Here is a 16,519-nt window from a genome sequence, read left to right on the forward strand (position 1 = left end):
TGCGATGGGGCTACGCTGCCGCGCATGGACATGGCCGACCCGTCGAACAGTGCCCTCCGCCAGCTTCCCGCCGTCGCCACCGTGCTGGCGGCAGCGGACGTCCTGCCGCTGCTTGACGTCCACGGGCGCGTGGCAACCACCGAGGCCATACGGCACGTACTCGAGCAGGCCCGCGCGGCGATCCTTCGTGGAGCGACCGCCGTGCCGGATATCGCGGCCGTGGTGTTCGCGGCGGGCGCCTGGCTCGCCGCCCGGCGCTCCACCCTCCGGCCCCTCTTCAACCTTACCGGCACGGTGCTGCACACGAACCTGGGCCGCGCCGTACTGGCCGAGGCCGCCATCGCGGCGGCCACCGAGGCCATGCGCCATCCGCTCGCCCTGGAATACGACCTCGACGAAGGCGGCCGCGGCGAGCGCGACGACCACGTCCGCGGCCTGCTGCGCGAACTGACGGGCGCCGAAGACGCCACGCTGGTGAACAACAACGCGGCCGCCGTGCTGCTCTGCCTCAACACCCTGGCCGCCGGCCGTGGCGCCGTCGTCTCGCGTGGCGAACTCATCGAGATCGGCGGGGCCTTCCGCATGCCCGACATCATGGCGCGCGCCGGTGCGCTGATGGTCGAAGTCGGCACGACGAACCGCACGCACGCCGCGGACTACCAGCGCGCGATGGACGCCGACACCGGCGTCGTGCTGAAGGTGCATACCTCGAACTACCGCATCCAGGGCTTCACGGCCGAGGTCGGCGCGCGCGAGCTCGCGGGTATCGCCGCGGGCGCGGGCGTGCCGCTGCTCAACGACCTTGGCTCAGGCAGCCTCGTCGACCTCTCCGCACATGGGCTCGCGCGCGAGGCCACGGTCCGCGAAGCCGTCGCGGAAGGCGCGAACCTGGTCACCTTCTCGGGGGACAAACTGCTCGGGGGCCCACAGGCCGGCTTCATCGTCGGCGACGGTGCGCTCATCGAAGCGATCAACCGCAACCCGCTGAAACGCGCGCTGCGCGTGGACAAGATCCGCCTCGCCGCCATCGAGGCCACCCTGCGCTTGTACCAGGACCCCGACCGCCTCGCCGAGCGGCTGCCGACGCTGCGTTTCCTTGGCCGCACGCGCGATGCGATCGCCGCCCAGGCCGCCCGGCTGCGCGACCCCGTCGGCAACCGCCTTGGCGGGGGCTTCAGGGTCGAGGTGGGCGACTGCGCAAGCCAGGTCGGCTCGGGCGCCCTGCCCATGGACACGCTGGCCAGCGCGGCGTTGGCGCTCCACCCCGCCGGTAGCCAGCGCACGCTCGAGGACCTGGCCACGCGGCTGCGCGCGCTGCCGCGCCCCGTCATCGGCCGCATCACCGACGGTGCCTTGCATCTCGACCTGCGCTGCCTCGACGAGGCCGAAGAAGCCCTTTTCCTCGCGAACCTCGACGCCCTCGCCCCATGATCGTCGGCACGGCCGGGCACATCGACCATGGCAAGACGTCGCTGGTCCGGGCCCTCACGGGCGTCGCCGGCGACCGGCTGAAGGAAGAAAAAGCACGCGGCATCACCATCGACCTGGGCTTTGCCTACCTGCCGCTGCCGGATGGGCCCACGATAGGTTTCATCGACGTGCCGGGCCATGAGAAGTTCGTACGCACGATGGTGGCCGGTGCCAGCGGCATCGACCTTGCGCTGCTCGTGGTGGCGGCGGACGACGGTGTCATGCCGCAGACCCGCGAGCACCTCGCCATCCTCGACCTGCTCGGCGTGCAGCGTGGCATCGTCGCGCTAAGCAAGGCCGACGCCGTGGCGGCGGAACGCGTGGACGCCGCGGCGCGCGAGGTGCGCCGCGCGCTGGCGGGCACGACGCTCGCCGATGCCGACATCGTGTCTGTCTCCGCGGTTACCGGCCTTGGCATCGACGAACTGCGCGCACGCCTGGCGGCCGAGGCCTGGCAGCGCCCTGGGCGCCATGAGGACGACCGCTTCCGTCTCGCGGTCGATCGCGTGTTTACGCTGCAGGGCATCGGCGTGGTCGTCACGGGGACGGTGCTTGCCGGTGCCGTCCAGGTCAAGGATCCGGTGGTACTAAGCCCGTCCGGGCTCGTCGCTCGCGTGCGTTCCGTGCACGCGCAAAACCAGGAAGCCGACGAGGGCTGCGCTGGCGACCGCGTCGCGCTCAACCTGGCCGGCCCGGGCATCACCAGGGATGCGATACGCCGCGGCGACATGGTGCTGGATCCCGCGCTGCACGCGCCGACCGACCGCATCGACGCGCGCCTTCGCCTGCTGCCCGGCGAGCCGCGCGCCATCGCGTCCTGGTTCCCTGCCCGCCTGCACCATGCCGCCGCCGATGTCGGCGCGCGCATCGTCCTGCTCGAAGGCGAGCAGCTTCACCCGGGCGAGGTGGCCGACGTGCAGCTCGTACTCGACCGCCCTATCGCCGCGGCGTCACTCGATCGCTTCGTGCTGCGCGATACGACGGCCCAGCGCACGGTGGGCGGCGGCTTCTTCATCGACCTGCGCGCACCGTCGCGGCAGCGGCGCACGCCGGCACGCGAGGCAGAACGCGCCGCGCTGGCCGAACACGACGCAGCCGCAAGCGTCTCGCGGCTACTCGATGTCCCGCCGTATGCCCGCGGCCTGCGGGCCTTCGCGCGCGACCGCGGCCTCTCCGATACCGCCATGGCGCGCATGGTGCCCGGGCTCGCGCATGTCGCCTTCGATACCGGCGACGACCATGTCGTACTCAACGCCCTGCGATGGGGCGCGTTCGTCGACGCGCTGGCGGAACGCCTGGGTGCGTTCCATGCCGAACATCCCGACCAGCAGGGCCTGCCGCGCGAAACCGTACGCCGATCCATCGTGCCACGCCTGCCGCCCACGGCGTTCACGCAGGCGCTGCAGCATCCCGATGTCGCGCGCCATGTCGCGCGCGACGGTGCCTTCCTGCGCCTTGCGGCCCACGTGCCGACACCGAGCCCCGAGGACGAAGCGGCGTGGCGCGCCATTGCGCCTCTGCTTGGTGGCCATGAACGCTTCCGCCCGCCGCGCGTGCGCGATATCGCCGCGTCACTTGGCCGCCCCGAAGCCGAGGTGCGGCAGCGCATGCGGTCGGCGGCGCGGCGCGGGTTGGCGGACGAGATAGCGCACGACCACTACTTCCTGCGCCCCGTGGTGCACGAGATGGTGATGATCGCCGCCGACGTGGCGGCGCATTCGCCGGATGGCCGATTCACCGCCGCGCAGTTCCGCGACCGGCTCGACAATGGCCGCAAGGTGGCCATACAGATCCTCGAATTCCTCGATCGGCAGGGTGTTATGCTCAATCGCGGCACGTTGCGCACGCTGCGGCCTGGGTATGTCGATTTGTTCGCTGGAAGAGATTCGTCCCCGGTGGGGCGTCCGGACTTCAAATCCGGGTGAGGCAGCCAGACTGTTTCGGGTGGGTTCGACTCCCATTCTCTTCCGCCACCCGTTGCGTCACGCCACCTCCACCCCCGGCGCGCCCTCGACCACTCGGCCGATGATGCTCGCGCGCGGGTAATCCGCCGCTTCGATCTGGTCGCGAATGACCTCGGCGCGATCGGCGCTGCACGCCACCAGCAAGCCGCCCGACGTCTGCGGATCGACCAGCAGGTCGCGGCGCCAGTCGGGCATGCCGGCAGGCAGCGCGACGCCATCGCCGTAGCTGGCCCAGTTGCGCCTCGACGCGCCGGTGACGAAACCGGCCTGGATCAAGTCACGCGCCTGCGACAACCATGGCACGGACGATTCGTCGATGCGCAGGCGGCAGCCACTGCCGCGCGCCATCTCAAGGGCATGGCCCAGCAAACCAAAACCGGTGACATCGGTGACCGCGTGCACGTGGTCGTCTTGCGCCAGGGCATGGCCCACGCGATTCAACAGCGTGGTCGACGCGATCATCTCGTCGTAGGCCGCCTGCGCGAGCGCCTGTTTCTTGAACGCCGCCGAGTACACGCCCACGCCGATGCCCTTGGTCAGGATCAACGCGTCGCCCACGCGCGCACCGCTGTTGCGGCGTACCTCCGCCGGCTTGCACAGGCCCATGGCGGCGAGACCGTAGATCGGCTCCGCCGAGTCGATCGAATGGCCGCCCGCGATGGGGATGCCCGCTTCGGCACACACGGCCTCGCCACCGGCAAGGATGGCGCGCACGGTCTCCACGTCGAGCTTGCCCAGCGGCATGCCAAGGATGGCCAGCGCCATGATGGGCTTGCCACCCATCGCGTAGACATCGGAAAGCGCATTGGTGGCCGCGATGCGGCCGAAATCGAACGGATCATCCACCACGGGCATGAAGAAATCGGTGGTGGCGATGACGCAGGTGGTGTCGTCGACCTGCCATACGGCCGCATCGTCGCTGCTTTCGGTGCCGACGAGCAGCTGCGGGAAAGGCATGGCCGGCGCCTTGCCCGCAAGCAGTTCCTGCAACACGGCGGGTGCCAGCTTGCAGCCGCAGCCGCCGCCGTGGGCGAGATCGGTAAGGCGAACACGGTTCGTGGGGGTGTCCATGCGGCGAGCATACCCCGCCCGGCCCCGCACGCGTCTAGACGGAAGCCGGCACCTGCACCGCGCGCGTGGCATCGGCGTCGTCGGGATAGTGGTACCAGTGCGCCAGGGGCGTTGCCTTGTGGCATGCATAGCACGCCGTGAGCTTCCATGCGTGCCCACAGCCGGGGCAACAACCGCCCGTCCAGAACACGTTCCAGCGGGTCATGCATCCAGAACCGGGCTCACCGGGCGCGCAGATCCAGCGGGAGTCCACGCGGGGCTCCCAGCCGCACAGGGGGCAATGGATGTGGGGTTCACGGTCCATGGCATGACGCAGCGGGCAGTTAGCGCCAAGCCTACTCCGCCCGGCCCGGCGAAACCATGCCGCCAGCCGGCCCGGCGCACCCAACCGCACACCATAGGCCGATAACCGCGTCGTGGGAAGCCTTTTCGCCCGGCCAGCGTTCACCACGGGAAACGCAACGTTTCGAAAATGACGACCGCATCACTTTGAACGTCTAGACATTTAGACGTCTATTCGTTATCCCTAGGAACTCATACCGCATCGCAACACGGCGATGCGCCCAAGGGGAAGCCCACGTGAAGCAGATCCGCAGCACCGCCACCCGTCGCCGGCTGTTCGTTGCCGTTGCAACCATCCTCGCCGGCACCCAAGCCCATGCGCAGTCCACCACCGGCGCGATCACCGGCCAGGCGCCGGTCGCCGCGGGCGAAACCGTGCTTATCCAGGGTGACTCCGGCCTCAGCCGCGAGGTCGCCGTGGATGACAAGGGCCGCTACGCCGCCGGCCAATTGCCGCTGGGCAACTACACCGTCATCCTCAGGAAAAATGGCGCCGAGGTGCAGAAGCGCAGCGGCGTTGCCCTGCGCGTTGGCGCTTCCGTCGATGTATCGTTCGCGGCCCAGGAGGCGCAGGCGCTGGATGCCGTCACGGTCACCGGCAACGCCCTGCCCGCCATCGACGTCGCCGCGGTCGATTCACGCAGCGTCATCACCGCCGACCAGCTGGCGAAGCTGCCGCTGGCGCGCAACGCGGATGAGGTGGCCCGGCTCGCGCCCGGCGTCATCGCCAACAGCGGCGGCTACACGGGCCCCACGGGGCAACGACTCAACAGCTTCGGTGGCTCCGCCGCCAGCGAGAATGCTTACTACATCAACGGCTATAACGTCACCGATCCGCAGCGCGGCCTGGGTGGCATCTCCCTGCCCTATGGCGCCATCGACCAGCAAGAGGTCTACACCGGCGGCTACAGCGCCCAGTACGGCCGCTCCGATGGCGGCGTGATCAACCAGGTGGGCAAGCGCGGTACCAACGAGTGGCACTATGGCGCGCAGATACTCTGGGAGCCGGATTTCGCCCGCGCGGATTCGGTGAACACGTACTACACCAACGGGCTGCCGGCCTCGCCCGTGGCGGGCTCGCTGTACAAGCCCAACCGGCCCAACCGCGACTGGGTGACCACGGTGAGCAGCTATGTCGGTGGCCCACTGGTCAAGGACAAGTTGTTCTTCTTCCTTGCCGGCGAATTCGAGCGCGAGGAAGGCGTGACGCACAACGCCGTCGACAATGTCAGCCCCGACGTGCATTACCGCTACGACTCGCCGCGCTGGTACGGCAAGCTCGACTGGAACATCACCGACAGCCACATACTGGAACTGACCAGCGCCTCGAGCAAGCGCGAAACGCAGGGCACCATCTACGATTACGACTACACCAGCGGCGTGCGCGGCGATCGCATCGGCACGGCCGACAACATCAAGACGGGCGGCGACCTGTGGTCGGCGAAGTACACCGGCTACATCACCGACAACCTCACGGTATCCGCGCTGTACGGCAAGATGAAGCTCGACCAGTACGACCAGCCCGGCGATTATGATGAGTCGCTCACTTACGTCGATGGGCTCATCAACCAGAATCCCGCGTTGAATGGCGGTTCGCCCCGCGGCAACAACCAGACGGTGCAGACCCTGGTGGACCCGGGTCGCAGCACCCGCAGCACCAACACGCGCATCGACGTCACGTATACGCTCGGCGACCACACCCTCAGCGCCGGCATCGACAACCAGGTCACCCAGGCCATCGACCAGGGCTCCACCGCATCGGCGGGCGGCTATTACTGGAGCTACGGCAAGGCCGACCCGAACGTCCCCATCTCCACGGGCCTGGGCGTGCCGGCTACCGGCGGCTTCCCCAATGGCGGGCAAGGCTATTACGCCATACGCCACGTCGTCAGTTCGCTGGCCAGCGTCCGCGCCACGCAGCGGGCGCAGTACATCGAGGACAAGTGGCAGGTGAGCGACCGCTGGCTGCTCTCCCTCGGCCTGCGCAACGACCAGTTCGAGAACTTCAACCGCGATGGCGACGCCTACGTGACCCAGCACCGCCCGCAGTGGGCGCCGCGCCTCGGGTTTAGCTGGGATGTGAACGGAGATGCCAGCTTCAAGGTGTTCGGCAACGCCGGCCGCTATTACCTGGGCCTGCCACTCAACCCCGGCCTCAACGCGGCCGGCGCGTCGTTGAGCACGTCGCAGTACTTCACGTACGGCGGCATCGATGCCCAGGGGCTGCCCACCGGCCTTACCGCGTTCTCGCAGCCGGTGTCGTCGAACAACTACTACGGCATCCTGCCCGATCCGCGCACGGTCACCGCGCAGAACCTCAAATCCGAGTACCAGGATGAATTCATCCTCGGCTTCCAGAAAACCGCTGGGGCGAACTGGGTCTACGGCGCCAAGGCGACGCAACGCATACTGCGCAGCGCCATCGACGATTACTGCGATGTCGACCGCATCACCGCCAAGGCCGCCGCGCTCGGCTACGACGTGGCGGCGACGAACAGCTGCTACCTGTTCAACCCGGGGCGCGCCAACACCTTCACGCTGATCGACGTCAACGGCAACGACGTGAGCGTACCGCTCAGCAACAAGGAGCTTGGCTTCCAAAGCCTGAAACGCCGCTACTACGCGCTGGAAGGCTTCCTCGAGCATCCCTTCGACGGCACCTGGTACGCGAAGCTCGATTACGTGTTCTCGCGCAGCTACGGCAATACCGAGGGCCAGCTCCGTTCCGACCTGCAGCAGACCGCCGCGTCGACCAGCGAAGACTGGGACAACAGCTTCATCATGGAGCACACCAACGGCGTCACGAACAACGACCACCGCCACCAGTTGAAGCTCTACGGCTACTACCAGGTCACGCCGGAGTGGCTGGTTTCCGCCAACCTCAGCCTTGTTTCGGGCTCGCCAAAGATCTGCCTGGGCTATTACGGCCCGGATTTCACAGACCCGGGCAAATACGGCGGCTCGTACCACTACTGCGATGGCAAGCCGTCGCCGCCGGGGTCGCAAGGCAGGCTGCCGTGGATCCGCCAGCTCGACATCGGCACCACTTACCGCCCGGCCTTCGCGGACGGCAAGCTGGCCTTCACCGCCAGTGTGTTCAACGTGGCCAACGAGCAGCGCCCGCTCAACATCTATCCGTATTCGCAGACCGATCCCGGCGTGGCCGACCCACAGTATGGCCAGGCGCAGGTGCGCCAACTGCCGCGTTACGTGCGGTTTGGCGTGACGTACGATTTCTGATCCGCGGTTGGCAACTGGAACGAGATGGGCACCTTGATGCTCAGGGGCCGGCCCAGCGTGGGCCGGAACACCCATTGGCGGGTCGCGTCCAGCGCGGCCTTGTCCAGCCGCGGGTCGCCCGTGCTCGCCATCATGCGCACGTCGGTGGGCGTGCCCAGGCTGCCGAACACGATGAGTACCATGGCCTTGCCGGTGGCCCCGTCATCAAGCGCCGCCTGCGGGTAAACCGGGCGTGGGGCGTAGATCGGCATGCTCGCCTCCGTGATGGCGCCGTGGCGGTCCGTCCTTGAAACATGGGTGAATGGGTTGCTTGCATGGCCCGTGGCGGTGTCGATGAGCAGCGCCACCGGCAGCTCGGTCGCGGGCGCCGGCAACGCGGGGAACCGCTGGCCCGCATAACGGGCCAGGAAGCACCGGGTGAACATCGTATCGGGCATGACCCGGGCGCTGGCCAGGGCACCCCCGGCCGTGACCACGCCGCTCACCACCATCGCATCCATGTCCGCGGGCGGCGCCAGCGCTTCGCAGTGGCGGATGATGGCCAGGGTGTTATCCATGCCGGCGCCGGCATGCAGCACGCGGGTGTATTGCACGCCGACCGTCGACAGGGCTGCCGCGGAGGCACGCGTGAGCACGCCTTCGCCGTCATGACCGGTGGCAGCCGCGCCGCAAACCGACGCGATCGCCAGGCATCCCGTGCACAACGATACGACGGCGCGCATGGCTCCTCCCGCGCGAGACCACGCGGCTCGCCCTTGCAAGGATTCTATCGGCTCGCCTGCGCGCGTCAGCCACGACCTTGGGTTAGCCCGGATGGCCTATGCATGGCGACTGGGCGCATCGCGGATCATGAGCGCGGCCGCCACGGCGGAGAGCGCGGCCAGCACGGTCGAGACGACCATCACGGCGCGAAAGCCCGTGACGAATGCGGAACGTATCGCCGTTGTCGCGGCCCCGGCGCCCGTCGGCACATCGATGCCCGCCAGTTTCGCCCGCTGCGCCATGATGGCATCGACCGTGGCGGGTGACAGGTGCAAGCCGGCAAGGTTCACCTGCAGGGCGCCATCGAACGCATGGGTAAGCACGACGCCGAACACGGCGATGGCCACCAGCCCCGCGACGCGCGAGACCGCATTGTTGACGCCCGATGCCGTGCCCGCCAAGCCAGGTTCCAGGGCGTTCATCACGGTCGTGGTCAATGGCGCGATGGTGATGCTCATGCCGAGGCCGAGCACGATGGACGCAGGAAAGAAGGTGGCCCAGTACGAGCCGCCCACCCCGGGCACGATGTAGAGCGCGAAACCACCCGAGGCGACCAGCGGGCCGATGATGAGCGGAAGCCGTGCACCCACCACCTCCACGAGGCGCCCCGCGACGCGTGACAGCACGAACATGATCACGACGAAGGGCAGCAGCGACGCGCCGGCCGCCGTCGCGCCGTAGCCCTGCACCTGGATCAGGTTCAGCGGCACGAAGAACATGCTGCCGCCAAGCGACGCATACAGCAGCAGCGTCAGCAGGTTCGCGCCGGCGAAGTTGCGGTCGCGGAACAGCGCCAGGGGGAGCATGGGCGACGCAACCCGCCGCTCGACCATGATGAACGCCATGAGCGCGACGGCGGCCACGACCGCCGCGCCGACGACAGCCGGTGCGAGCCAACCGTGGAGGGGTGCCTCGATCAAGGCGTAGACCACGCCCGCCAGGCCCAGCGTGGCCAACAGCGCACCGGCGATATCGACCCGCCCCGACTCGGCGCCCCGGCTTTCCGGTACGCGCCACCGGCACAACGCGACCAGTGCGACACCCAGCGGCAGGTTGATCAGGAAGGCCCAGTGCCATGACACGTGTTCGACGAGGAACCCACCCAGCACCGGGCCTAGCGCCGCGGTGACGCCGCTGAACGCCGACCACGTGCCGATGGCCCTGCCACGTCGCTGCTTCGGGTAGGCGGATGTGATGAGCGAGAGGCTGCCCGGCACGAGCAATGCGGCCCCCAGGCCCTGGATGCCCCGCGCGACGATGAGCGCGCCGATACCCGGCGATGCCGCGCAAGCCGCCGACGCCAGTGTGAACACCACCGCGCCGATGGCGAACACCTTGCGCCGGCCCAGGCGGTCACCCAGCACGCCGCCCACGAGCAACAGCGCCGATACCAGGAGTGCGTACGACTCCATCACCCATTGCGCGTCGGCCGTGGTGGCGTCCATGGCGTGCTGGATGGCGGGAAGCGCCACGTTGACGATCGTGCCATCCATGAACGCCATGCCGGACCCAACGATGGCGGCCACGAGCGTCCAGCGCCGCGCCGCCTCACTGCAATCCACGGCGGTATCGGTGCCTGTGATGGCGGTGGCCGGCGTCATGGGTTGAGCATAGCGCGTCCGGCCACGGCGGGCTGACACAGGCTCGGATGCCGCCTACGCAACGTGTCGGTGCGGGCCTACGCGACACGCCTGAAAACGCGGCTATGGTCGTCCCATCGTGTTTGCCACGCTATGCGGAGACCACACAGGGGGCACGCGCATGGCTTGGTTCATCGTAACGCTGGTTGTGCCTGGTGTTACGCCCGCATTCTTCTTCTGGCTTCTTTGGGCCGTCAAATGGAACCGCAGGCGTGATGTGCATCCCTTTCTCATGGTGAAGGACGGTCAACTCGGATGGTCGACCATCGCCCTCTGCTCCGCGGCACTCCTCGAAGTGCCTGCCGGCTGGCCCATTGTCCGGGGGCTTTTGGTCCTGCTGATCATTGTCTCCGCCATGTGGGCAGTGGTTGGTGCCATGGAGCCGGTCCCCTACCCAGATACGCCGCCTGGCGGGCGGAATCTGTGGCGGCTTTCGCTAACGGCCTACGTGGCGGCCTCGGCCACGTTCGCCTTCGTCCACTACCAAGCATGGAGCTTCTCCTGATGAACGAGCACACGCCCATCGCCAAGCCTGCCACCTGGCGCTCGCCGTACACCGTACGGGTCTACCGCGTCGCCACGCCGGTCCGCATGCACTACCACGTGGCCGCGCACCCGTTCTCTCCCCACCGCAACCTCCTGGTCAACGGCCTTGGCGCCCTGCTCGCGCTGTACGCGCTGGTCACCATCGTCTCCACCGTGTTCTTCAGCGCATGACTGCCCGCGCCTACCCGGTGGCCCACGCCGCCCAGCTCGCATTTGACAATTTCCACGACGTCGACATCCTGTCCTTCATGAGCGAAATGACGAATCTGCAATGGGAGCGCCCGCACCGCGTCGTGCTGGTGACGGGCGGCAGCCGCGGCATCGGCCGCGCCACCGCCGAACTGGCCGCGTCGCAAGGCTGGAAGGTGGGGGTCAACTACGCGCGCGATACCGATGCCGCCGACGAGGTCGTCGCGGCCATCCGGCATGCGGGCGGCTCCGCCGTGGGCCTGCGGGGCGACATCACCCGGGAAACGGATGTCATCACGCTCTTCGACAGCCTGGCGGAGGCCTTCGGCCCGGTCACCGCGCTCGTCAACAACGCCGGTATCGTCGCGCCTGCCGCCCCCCTTGCCGACATGGATATCGCACGCCTCCGCACCATGTTCGACACGAACATCCTGGGCTCCTACCTCTGCGCGCGCGAAGCGGTGCGCCGTATCGCCACCGATCGTGGCGGCCCGGGCGGTGCCATCGTCAACGTGTCGTCCGCCGCCGCGCGCCTGGGTTCGCCCAACGAATACGTCGACTACGCCGGCTCCAAGGGGGCCATCGATACGCTCACCATCGGCCTTGCCAGGGAGATGGCCAGCCGGGGCGTCCGCGTCAATGCGGTGCGCCCGGGCATCACCGATACCGATATCCACGCCAGCGGCGGCCAGCCGGATCGCGCATGGCGCCGCGGGGCCACGGTGCCGCTCGGCCGGCCTGGCCGGGCGCACGAAATCGCCACCGCCATCGTCTGGCTTCTTTCCGACGAGGCCTCGTACACCACGGGCTCCATTCTCGACGTCGCGGGCGGCCTATGATCCGCCCGGCGGCCCTCAGTTCGTGGCGAGGTCCACCGACGCTTCGGCCGTCAACGGCAGGAAGGTAAAGCTTTCCTGCAAATAGAGGCGCACTGAACTGGCGTCGTGGGTGTCATAGCCGATCGACACGTCCTGGCCCAGGTGCAGTTCGTAGTCACCGCCGCGCGCCGTCACCAGCAGGCCACCCTCGATGGCGGGCGCCCACACGATGCCTCCGTTGAGCATGCCGTGCAGCTCGCGGTACACCGGGTAGCCCTCGTCGGTGGCCCCGTTCAGTGCGGCGTACGCCCTGGCCCCCAGCGCGAGCCGGTACGGGCCATTCACGCCCGCCAGCCGCAGTTCGCTCAACGCCTTGGCCACCGCGCGCGGGTACGCCGCGATGTCGGCAGGCAAGGCGACCGGCTTGTTGTCGGTGGCTTCGCGGATACCCGTGATGCCACCCGCCTTGTAGCCATCGAACACCGCGCGGTCCTCGGCAAACGCCAGCGCCTTCGCGGCATCCTTCAGCGGCTGCAGGTCAGGGTCGTTCGAACCACGCGCCACGCCATCCAGTTCATCGCGCGAAAGCGTGAACGGCACGCGCAACTCCACCAGCGAGGCCACCTGGCGCTGCAACGCACGGATACCCTCCCCCGGCGCCGCCACCTCACGGACGTGGCCCGTGGCCACGCCGCCGTAATCGTAGCCACGCGGGCCGATGACATCGACCATGCGCCGGGCGGCCATGTATTCCTTCAGCGTGCGGGTGGCTTCGTCGTCGATCTGCTTCCACGCGCCACCGCTGATGGGCGCGAGCTCTCGGAAAAGGTTACCCATCGGTGTTCTCCATGCGGATGGCACCGATACCCAGCGAGCCATCGCCCGCGCTGCCGGTGCCGTTGGTGTCAGGATCGGGGCTTGCACCCGTCGCGCCCGGTGCGTCCGGAATGGCGGCAAGGAAGCTGGCGGCCGGCACGAAGAAGAGGCAACCCGTCCTGGCGGTACTGAAATCGAGCAGGCGGTCGTAGTTGCCCGGCGGATTACCGACGAACATGTTGTCGAGCATCTTTTCCGTCCGCGAAGGCGAGCGCGCGTAGCCGATGAAATACGTACCGAACTCGCCCTTGCCGACGTCGCCGAACGGCATGTTGTCGCGAACGATATCCAGTTCCTCGCCGTTTTCGACGATGGTGGTGAGGTTGTTATGGGCGTATGAGGGCTTGGCCGCGTCGTCGAGTTCGATATCCGAAAGCTTGTGCCGCCCGACGATTTTCTCCTGCGCCTCGACCGGCACCTCGTTCCAGCGCTTCAGGTCGTGGAAGTATTTCTGCACGATGACGTAGCTGCCGCCCGCGAACGCCGGGTCTTCGTCGGCGACCACCGCCGCCTCCACGGCTTCGATGCCCACGGGGTTTTCGGTGCCATCGACGAAACCGATGAGGTCGCGGTCGTCGAAGTACTTGAAGCCATGCACCTCGTCCACCACCTGCACGGCACCCTCCAGCCTGGCAAGCACCTGCGTGGCCAGTTCGAAGCAAAGATCCATGCGCCGCGCCCGGATGTGGAGCAGCACGTCGCCGGGGGTCGAGGGCGCGTGGTGCACGCCATTGATCTCCCGGAACGGGTGGAGCTCGGCAGGGCGCGGGCCGGCGAACAGGCGGTCCCACACCGAGGAGCCGAACGCCATGACGCAGGAAAGCTGGCCGTCCAGATCGCGGAAACCCACGGCCCGCAGCAGGCCGGCCAGGTCACCGCATATGCCGCGCACGGCCCCGGCGGCCGCCGTGCCCGGGTTCACGGTCAGCACCAGGAACATGGCCGATCGCGAGAGCGTGGCCACCACCGGCTGCGGGACTACATTCGCCACGGGACAGGCCTTGTCGGGTTACAGACGCCGAGCATCCGTCACGCGCCCATGGCGTGGCAAGTGCTAAAACACGCGCCTCGCCATTCGCGTCCCGGGGAGCTGCCATGCGCCATGTCACGGGCTATTTCAGGAACCAGGGCGAAGCGGCCTCGGTGGTCAGCCGGCTGCTGGGCCGCGGCGTGCCGCGCGAGCACGTGTTCACCCTCAACGAAGACGACTTCCGCGGCCTGCCGATCCGCGGCGGCCACGCTGACGACAAGGCCGACCACACCACCGGCGAGCTGCGCAGGAAACTCATCGCGGCGCTGGCCTCGGGGCGGCCCGAGGCGATCGGCAACAGCGTGGTCACGGTTGTCGCCGGCAGCGGATGGAGCGACCTCAGCCTGCGCGCCATGATGGAAGAAGGCGGTGCCGAGTCGGTGATCGCCGACGGCGAACTCAACGCCGGGGAAGCCGGCGATGAAGCGCTCGCCACGCCCGACGGCACCGCGCGCGACGTAAACCGGGCCATCGAAGCCTCGCGCCGCGGCGCGGCCGGTAACACGCACCTGCACCACCAGGGGGCAACGCCGTCGCCCTAAGCGTCGACGAACGCCACGAAGCGGCGGCCTTCCGCAAGGTCCACCGATTGCGTGGCACGGGCGCCCGCGGACTCGAGCAGCCACATGGTGCGCAGCCGGTGTGAGACGAGGGTCCAGGGTGGCGCGTGCTCGGTGCCGGTGGTGGCACGGGCCGCCAGCGTGGCTTCCAGTGCCTCCCTCAGGTGCGCCGGCGCCGGCGAATACACCACGGTGCCCTCGTTGCTGAGGCCCGCCTCCGTGATCCCGAGGCGTGCGCAAAGGTCACCCTTGGCCATCGCCTCCTCGTAGTCATCCTCGCGACGGCGCACGACAGCGGCGGCGACCACGGGGTCAGCCCATGTGCCGTCGTCGTTCTGCAGCACCTCGCGCTGCTGCCATGCCTCGGGCGGGCACAGCTTGATCGCCGGGTCGACGCTGATGAATGGATTTACCTCCGCAGGGTAAACGCGGCACGCCGTGGGCCGGCGCTCGTAGATGCCGCAGCCCATGTCCTCGCGCAGGTTCGGGCAGGCACCGGAAAAACTTGCGACCAGGGTGACGATGACGCGTACCGGGAGGCTGCCGCTGGCGGCAAGGAACGAGCGTTTGCGCTTGTGCCATGCAAGGCCGTTGTCGGCGGCGGGTTCTTCCGGCCACGGGATGGCTTCGCAGAAGACCTCGACGCTCCCGCCGTTCTCGATCCACGTCAGCGACTCGGCAAGGCTGAGCGGCAAGCGCAACCCATGGCAGCAGCGGCCGCACATGGTGCAGGAAAAATGAAGGGGCATCGTGGGCGACCCATGGGCGATCCCTGCATTCTATAGGTTCGCGATGCCGCCTAAAATCAGGTCGATAATGGAACGACATTCCACTGTGAGCCTTCCCATGCTTTTCCCCATCGCCATCATCGGCGCCGGCCTTGGCGGCCTCGTGCTTGCCCGTGTCCTGCACGTGCACGGCATCCCCTCGGTCGTGTACGAAGCCGACGCCTCCCCTGATGCCCGCCCCCAGGGCGGCATGCTCGACATCCACGACTTCAACGGGCAGGTGGCCCTGAAGGCCGCTGGCCTGTACGACGCCTTCCTGGGCCTCGTGCACCCGGGTGGCGAAGCGACGCGCGTGTTGGCTCACGATGGCACGGTGCTTTACGACAAGGCCGATGATGGAAACGGCGGCCGGCCCGAGGTGCCGCGCGGCGCGCTTCGGCAGATGCTGCTCGACGCGCTGCCGGCGGGCACCATCGCATGGGGCAAGAAGGTCGCCAGCGTCGTCGGGAACGGCGATGGCACGCATGCCGTGACGTTTGCCGATGGGGATACCGCGACGACGTCCCTGCTGGTCGGCGCTGATGGCGCCTGGTCGCGCGTGCGGCCGCTGCTCACCGACGCCGCGCCGGCCTACGCCGGGTTTTCCTTCGTCGAAACCTGGCTGCGTGATGTCGACGCGCTCTACCCGGCGTCGGCCGAGGCCGTGGGTGGCGGTTCGTTCTTCGCACTGCAGCCCGGCAAGGGCATCTTCGCCCACCGCGAGCCCGATGCCGTGATCCACACCTATGTCGCCCTCTGCCGCCCGGAGAGCTGGTTCGACGCCATCGATTTTCGTAGCGCGGACAGCGCCGTGCCGCCTATCGCGGCAGAATTCGACGGTTGGGCGCCCGCGCTACGCGCCCTTCTCACCGAAGGCGATGGCGCCCCCGTGCTCCGGCGCATCCACGCCCTGCCCACCGGCCTACGCTGGCTGCGCGTGCCGGGCGTGACGCTGATCGGCGATGCCGCCCACCTGATGCCGCCCTCCGGCGAGGGCGCCAACCTCGCCATGGAGGACGGCGCGGAACTGGCGCTCGCCATCGCGGCGAACCGGGACGACATCGAAGCTGCCCTTGCGAACTACGAAGACGCGATGTTCGCGCGCGCCGAAAAGTCCGCCAACGAGGCGGCGGAACTGACCGGCATCCTGTTTGGCGCTGGCGTCCCCGGTAGCCTGGTGCACATGTTCAGCGCGCACGCGTAGCGGGCGTATAGTCCGGGGATTACCCTTGCCTTGGCACCCC

At 68.3% G+C, this 16,519-nt stretch carries 15 protein-coding genes and 1 tRNA gene; 9 read left to right on the forward strand and 7 right to left on the reverse strand.

Annotated elements, in window-relative coordinates:
- Positions 1 to 24: 24 nt before the first annotated feature.
- The 3 genes from selA (at position 25) to VI08_RS11990 (ending at position 3,443) form a co-directional block, all read left to right on the forward strand.
- Positions 25 to 1,431, forward strand: a complete 1,407-nt coding sequence (gene selA, locus VI08_RS11965; RefSeq protein ID WP_045829824.1) for an L-seryl-tRNA(Sec) selenium transferase — start codon at positions 25 to 27, stop codon at positions 1,429 to 1,431.
- On the forward strand, positions 1,428 to 3,395 hold the full coding sequence (gene selB, locus VI08_RS22560) for a selenocysteine-specific translation elongation factor (protein WP_084621483.1): 1,968 nt from the start codon (positions 1,428 to 1,430) through the stop codon (positions 3,393 to 3,395). The genes selA and selB overlap by 4 nt, the downstream gene beginning before the upstream one ends.
- Positions 3,348 to 3,443: transfer RNA gene (locus VI08_RS11990), tRNA-Sec, on the forward strand. Before selB ends, VI08_RS11990 begins: the two co-directional genes overlap by 48 nt.
- A gap of 9 nt (positions 3,444 to 3,452) precedes the next feature.
- Here VI08_RS11990 and selD read toward each other — a convergent pair.
- The gene (selD, locus tag VI08_RS11995) at positions 3,453 to 4,505 is read right to left on the reverse strand and encodes a selenide, water dikinase SelD (RefSeq protein ID WP_045829829.1); all 1,053 of its coding nucleotides are present in this window, start codon (positions 4,503 to 4,505) and stop codon (positions 3,453 to 3,455) included.
- 34 nt (positions 4,506 to 4,539) lie between these two features.
- Positions 4,540 to 4,710 (reverse strand): hypothetical protein, encoded by a 171-nt coding sequence (locus VI08_RS22245; protein WP_232309539.1) that lies wholly within the window; start codon positions 4,708 to 4,710, stop codon positions 4,540 to 4,542.
- Between the two features lie 374 nt (positions 4,711 to 5,084).
- Between VI08_RS22245 and VI08_RS12005 the strand changes: the two genes are divergently transcribed.
- Entirely contained in the window at positions 5,085 to 8,087 is a 3,003-nt protein-coding gene (locus VI08_RS12005; protein WP_084621471.1) for a TonB-dependent receptor, read from the forward strand.
- Here VI08_RS12005 and VI08_RS20885 read toward each other — a convergent pair.
- On the reverse strand, positions 8,054 to 8,809 hold the full coding sequence (locus VI08_RS20885; protein WP_052697855.1) for an energy transducer TonB: 756 nt from the start codon (positions 8,807 to 8,809) through the stop codon (positions 8,054 to 8,056). The genes VI08_RS12005 and VI08_RS20885 overlap by 34 nt on opposite strands.
- 96 nt (positions 8,810 to 8,905) lie before the next feature.
- Positions 8,906 to 10,450, reverse strand: coding sequence for a DHA2 family efflux MFS transporter permease subunit (locus VI08_RS12015; protein ID WP_045829831.1), 1,545 nt, complete (start codon positions 10,448 to 10,450; stop codon positions 8,906 to 8,908).
- Between the two features lie 160 nt (positions 10,451 to 10,610).
- Between VI08_RS12015 and VI08_RS12020 the strand changes: the two genes are divergently transcribed.
- From VI08_RS12020 to VI08_RS12030, 3 genes are read left to right on the forward strand one after another with little or no spacing between them, the layout of a single operon-like run.
- On the forward strand, positions 10,611 to 10,994 hold the full coding sequence (locus VI08_RS12020; protein ID WP_045829832.1) for a hypothetical protein: 384 nt from the start codon (positions 10,611 to 10,613) through the stop codon (positions 10,992 to 10,994).
- Entirely contained in the window at positions 10,994 to 11,206 is a 213-nt protein-coding gene (locus tag VI08_RS12025) for a hypothetical protein (protein ID WP_045829833.1), read from the forward strand. The genes VI08_RS12020 and VI08_RS12025 overlap by 1 nt, the downstream gene beginning before the upstream one ends.
- Positions 11,203 to 12,063: an SDR family oxidoreductase gene (locus VI08_RS12030; RefSeq protein WP_232309540.1), complete on the forward strand. Its 861-nt coding sequence runs from the start codon at positions 11,203 to 11,205 to the stop codon at positions 12,061 to 12,063. The genes VI08_RS12025 and VI08_RS12030 overlap by 4 nt, the downstream gene beginning before the upstream one ends.
- A gap of 15 nt (positions 12,064 to 12,078) precedes the next feature.
- Here the strand turns inward: VI08_RS12030 and VI08_RS12035 are convergent, their stop codons facing one another.
- Together VI08_RS12035 and VI08_RS12040 are read right to left on the reverse strand one after the other, a co-directional pair.
- Positions 12,079 to 12,879, reverse strand: a complete 801-nt coding sequence (locus tag VI08_RS12035; RefSeq protein WP_045829834.1) for a family 1 encapsulin nanocompartment shell protein — start codon at positions 12,877 to 12,879, stop codon at positions 12,079 to 12,081.
- Positions 12,872 to 13,909 (reverse strand): Dyp-type peroxidase, encoded by a 1,038-nt coding sequence (locus tag VI08_RS12040; RefSeq protein ID WP_045829835.1) that lies wholly within the window; start codon positions 13,907 to 13,909, stop codon positions 12,872 to 12,874. Before VI08_RS12040 ends, VI08_RS12035 begins: the two co-directional genes overlap by 8 nt.
- A gap of 104 nt (positions 13,910 to 14,013) precedes the next feature.
- On the opposite strand from VI08_RS12040, the gene VI08_RS12045 reads away from it, so the two are divergent.
- Positions 14,014 to 14,490 carry a hypothetical protein gene (locus VI08_RS12045; protein WP_045829836.1) on the forward strand — a complete coding sequence of 159 codons (477 nt, stop codon included), beginning with the start codon at positions 14,014 to 14,016 and terminating at the stop codon, positions 14,488 to 14,490.
- Here VI08_RS12045 and VI08_RS12050 read toward each other — a convergent pair.
- Positions 14,487 to 15,257 (reverse strand): YkgJ family cysteine cluster protein, encoded by a 771-nt coding sequence (locus VI08_RS12050; protein ID WP_045829837.1) that lies wholly within the window; start codon positions 15,255 to 15,257, stop codon positions 14,487 to 14,489. The genes VI08_RS12045 and VI08_RS12050 overlap by 4 nt on opposite strands.
- Positions 15,258 to 15,354: 97 nt before the next feature.
- Here VI08_RS12050 and VI08_RS12055 point away from each other — a divergent pair, with 97 nt between their 5' ends.
- Positions 15,355 to 16,479 (forward strand): FAD-dependent oxidoreductase, encoded by a 1,125-nt coding sequence (locus VI08_RS12055; RefSeq protein WP_045829838.1) that lies wholly within the window; start codon positions 15,355 to 15,357, stop codon positions 16,477 to 16,479.
- Positions 16,480 to 16,519 lie beyond the last annotated feature (40 nt).

Origin of the sequence: Luteibacter yeojuensis, assembly GCF_000964085.1 — a bacterium.
GTDB classification, from domain to species: Bacteria; Pseudomonadota; Gammaproteobacteria; order Xanthomonadales; family Rhodanobacteraceae; genus Luteibacter; species Luteibacter yeojuensis_A.

Excerpts from the sequence above, each read along its gene's own strand:
- selB (WP_084621483.1), top strand. The coding sequence starts at position 1,428 with ATGATCGTCGGCACGGCCGGGCACATCGACCATGGCAAGACGTCGCTG.
- selA (WP_045829824.1), top strand. The coding sequence starts at position 25 with ATGGACATGGCCGACCCGTCGAACAGTGCCCTCCGCCAGCTTCCCGCC.
- selD (WP_045829829.1), bottom strand. The coding sequence starts at position 4,505 with ATGGACACCCCCACGAACCGTGTTCGCCTTACCGATCTCGCCCACGGC.
- VI08_RS12030 (WP_232309540.1), top strand. The coding sequence starts at position 11,203 with ATGACTGCCCGCGCCTACCCGGTGGCCCACGCCGCCCAGCTCGCATTT.
- VI08_RS12045 (WP_045829836.1), top strand. The coding sequence starts at position 14,014 with ATGCGCCATGTCACGGGCTATTTCAGGAACCAGGGCGAAGCGGCCTCG.
- VI08_RS20885 (WP_052697855.1), bottom strand. The coding sequence starts at position 8,809 with ATGCGCGCCGTCGTATCGTTGTGCACGGGATGCCTGGCGATCGCGTCG.
- VI08_RS12015 (WP_045829831.1), bottom strand. The coding sequence starts at position 10,450 with ATGACGCCGGCCACCGCCATCACAGGCACCGATACCGCCGTGGATTGC.
- VI08_RS22245 (WP_232309539.1), bottom strand. The coding sequence starts at position 4,710 with ATGACCCGCTGGAACGTGTTCTGGACGGGCGGTTGTTGCCCCGGCTGT.
- VI08_RS12025 (WP_045829833.1), top strand. The coding sequence starts at position 10,994 with ATGAACGAGCACACGCCCATCGCCAAGCCTGCCACCTGGCGCTCGCCG.
- VI08_RS12050 (WP_045829837.1), bottom strand. The coding sequence starts at position 15,257 with ATGCCCCTTCATTTTTCCTGCACCATGTGCGGCCGCTGCTGCCATGGG.
- VI08_RS12055 (WP_045829838.1), top strand. The coding sequence starts at position 15,355 with ATGCTTTTCCCCATCGCCATCATCGGCGCCGGCCTTGGCGGCCTCGTG.
- VI08_RS12035 (WP_045829834.1), bottom strand. The coding sequence starts at position 12,879 with ATGGGTAACCTTTTCCGAGAGCTCGCGCCCATCAGCGGTGGCGCGTGG.
- VI08_RS12020 (WP_045829832.1), top strand. The coding sequence starts at position 10,611 with ATGGCTTGGTTCATCGTAACGCTGGTTGTGCCTGGTGTTACGCCCGCA.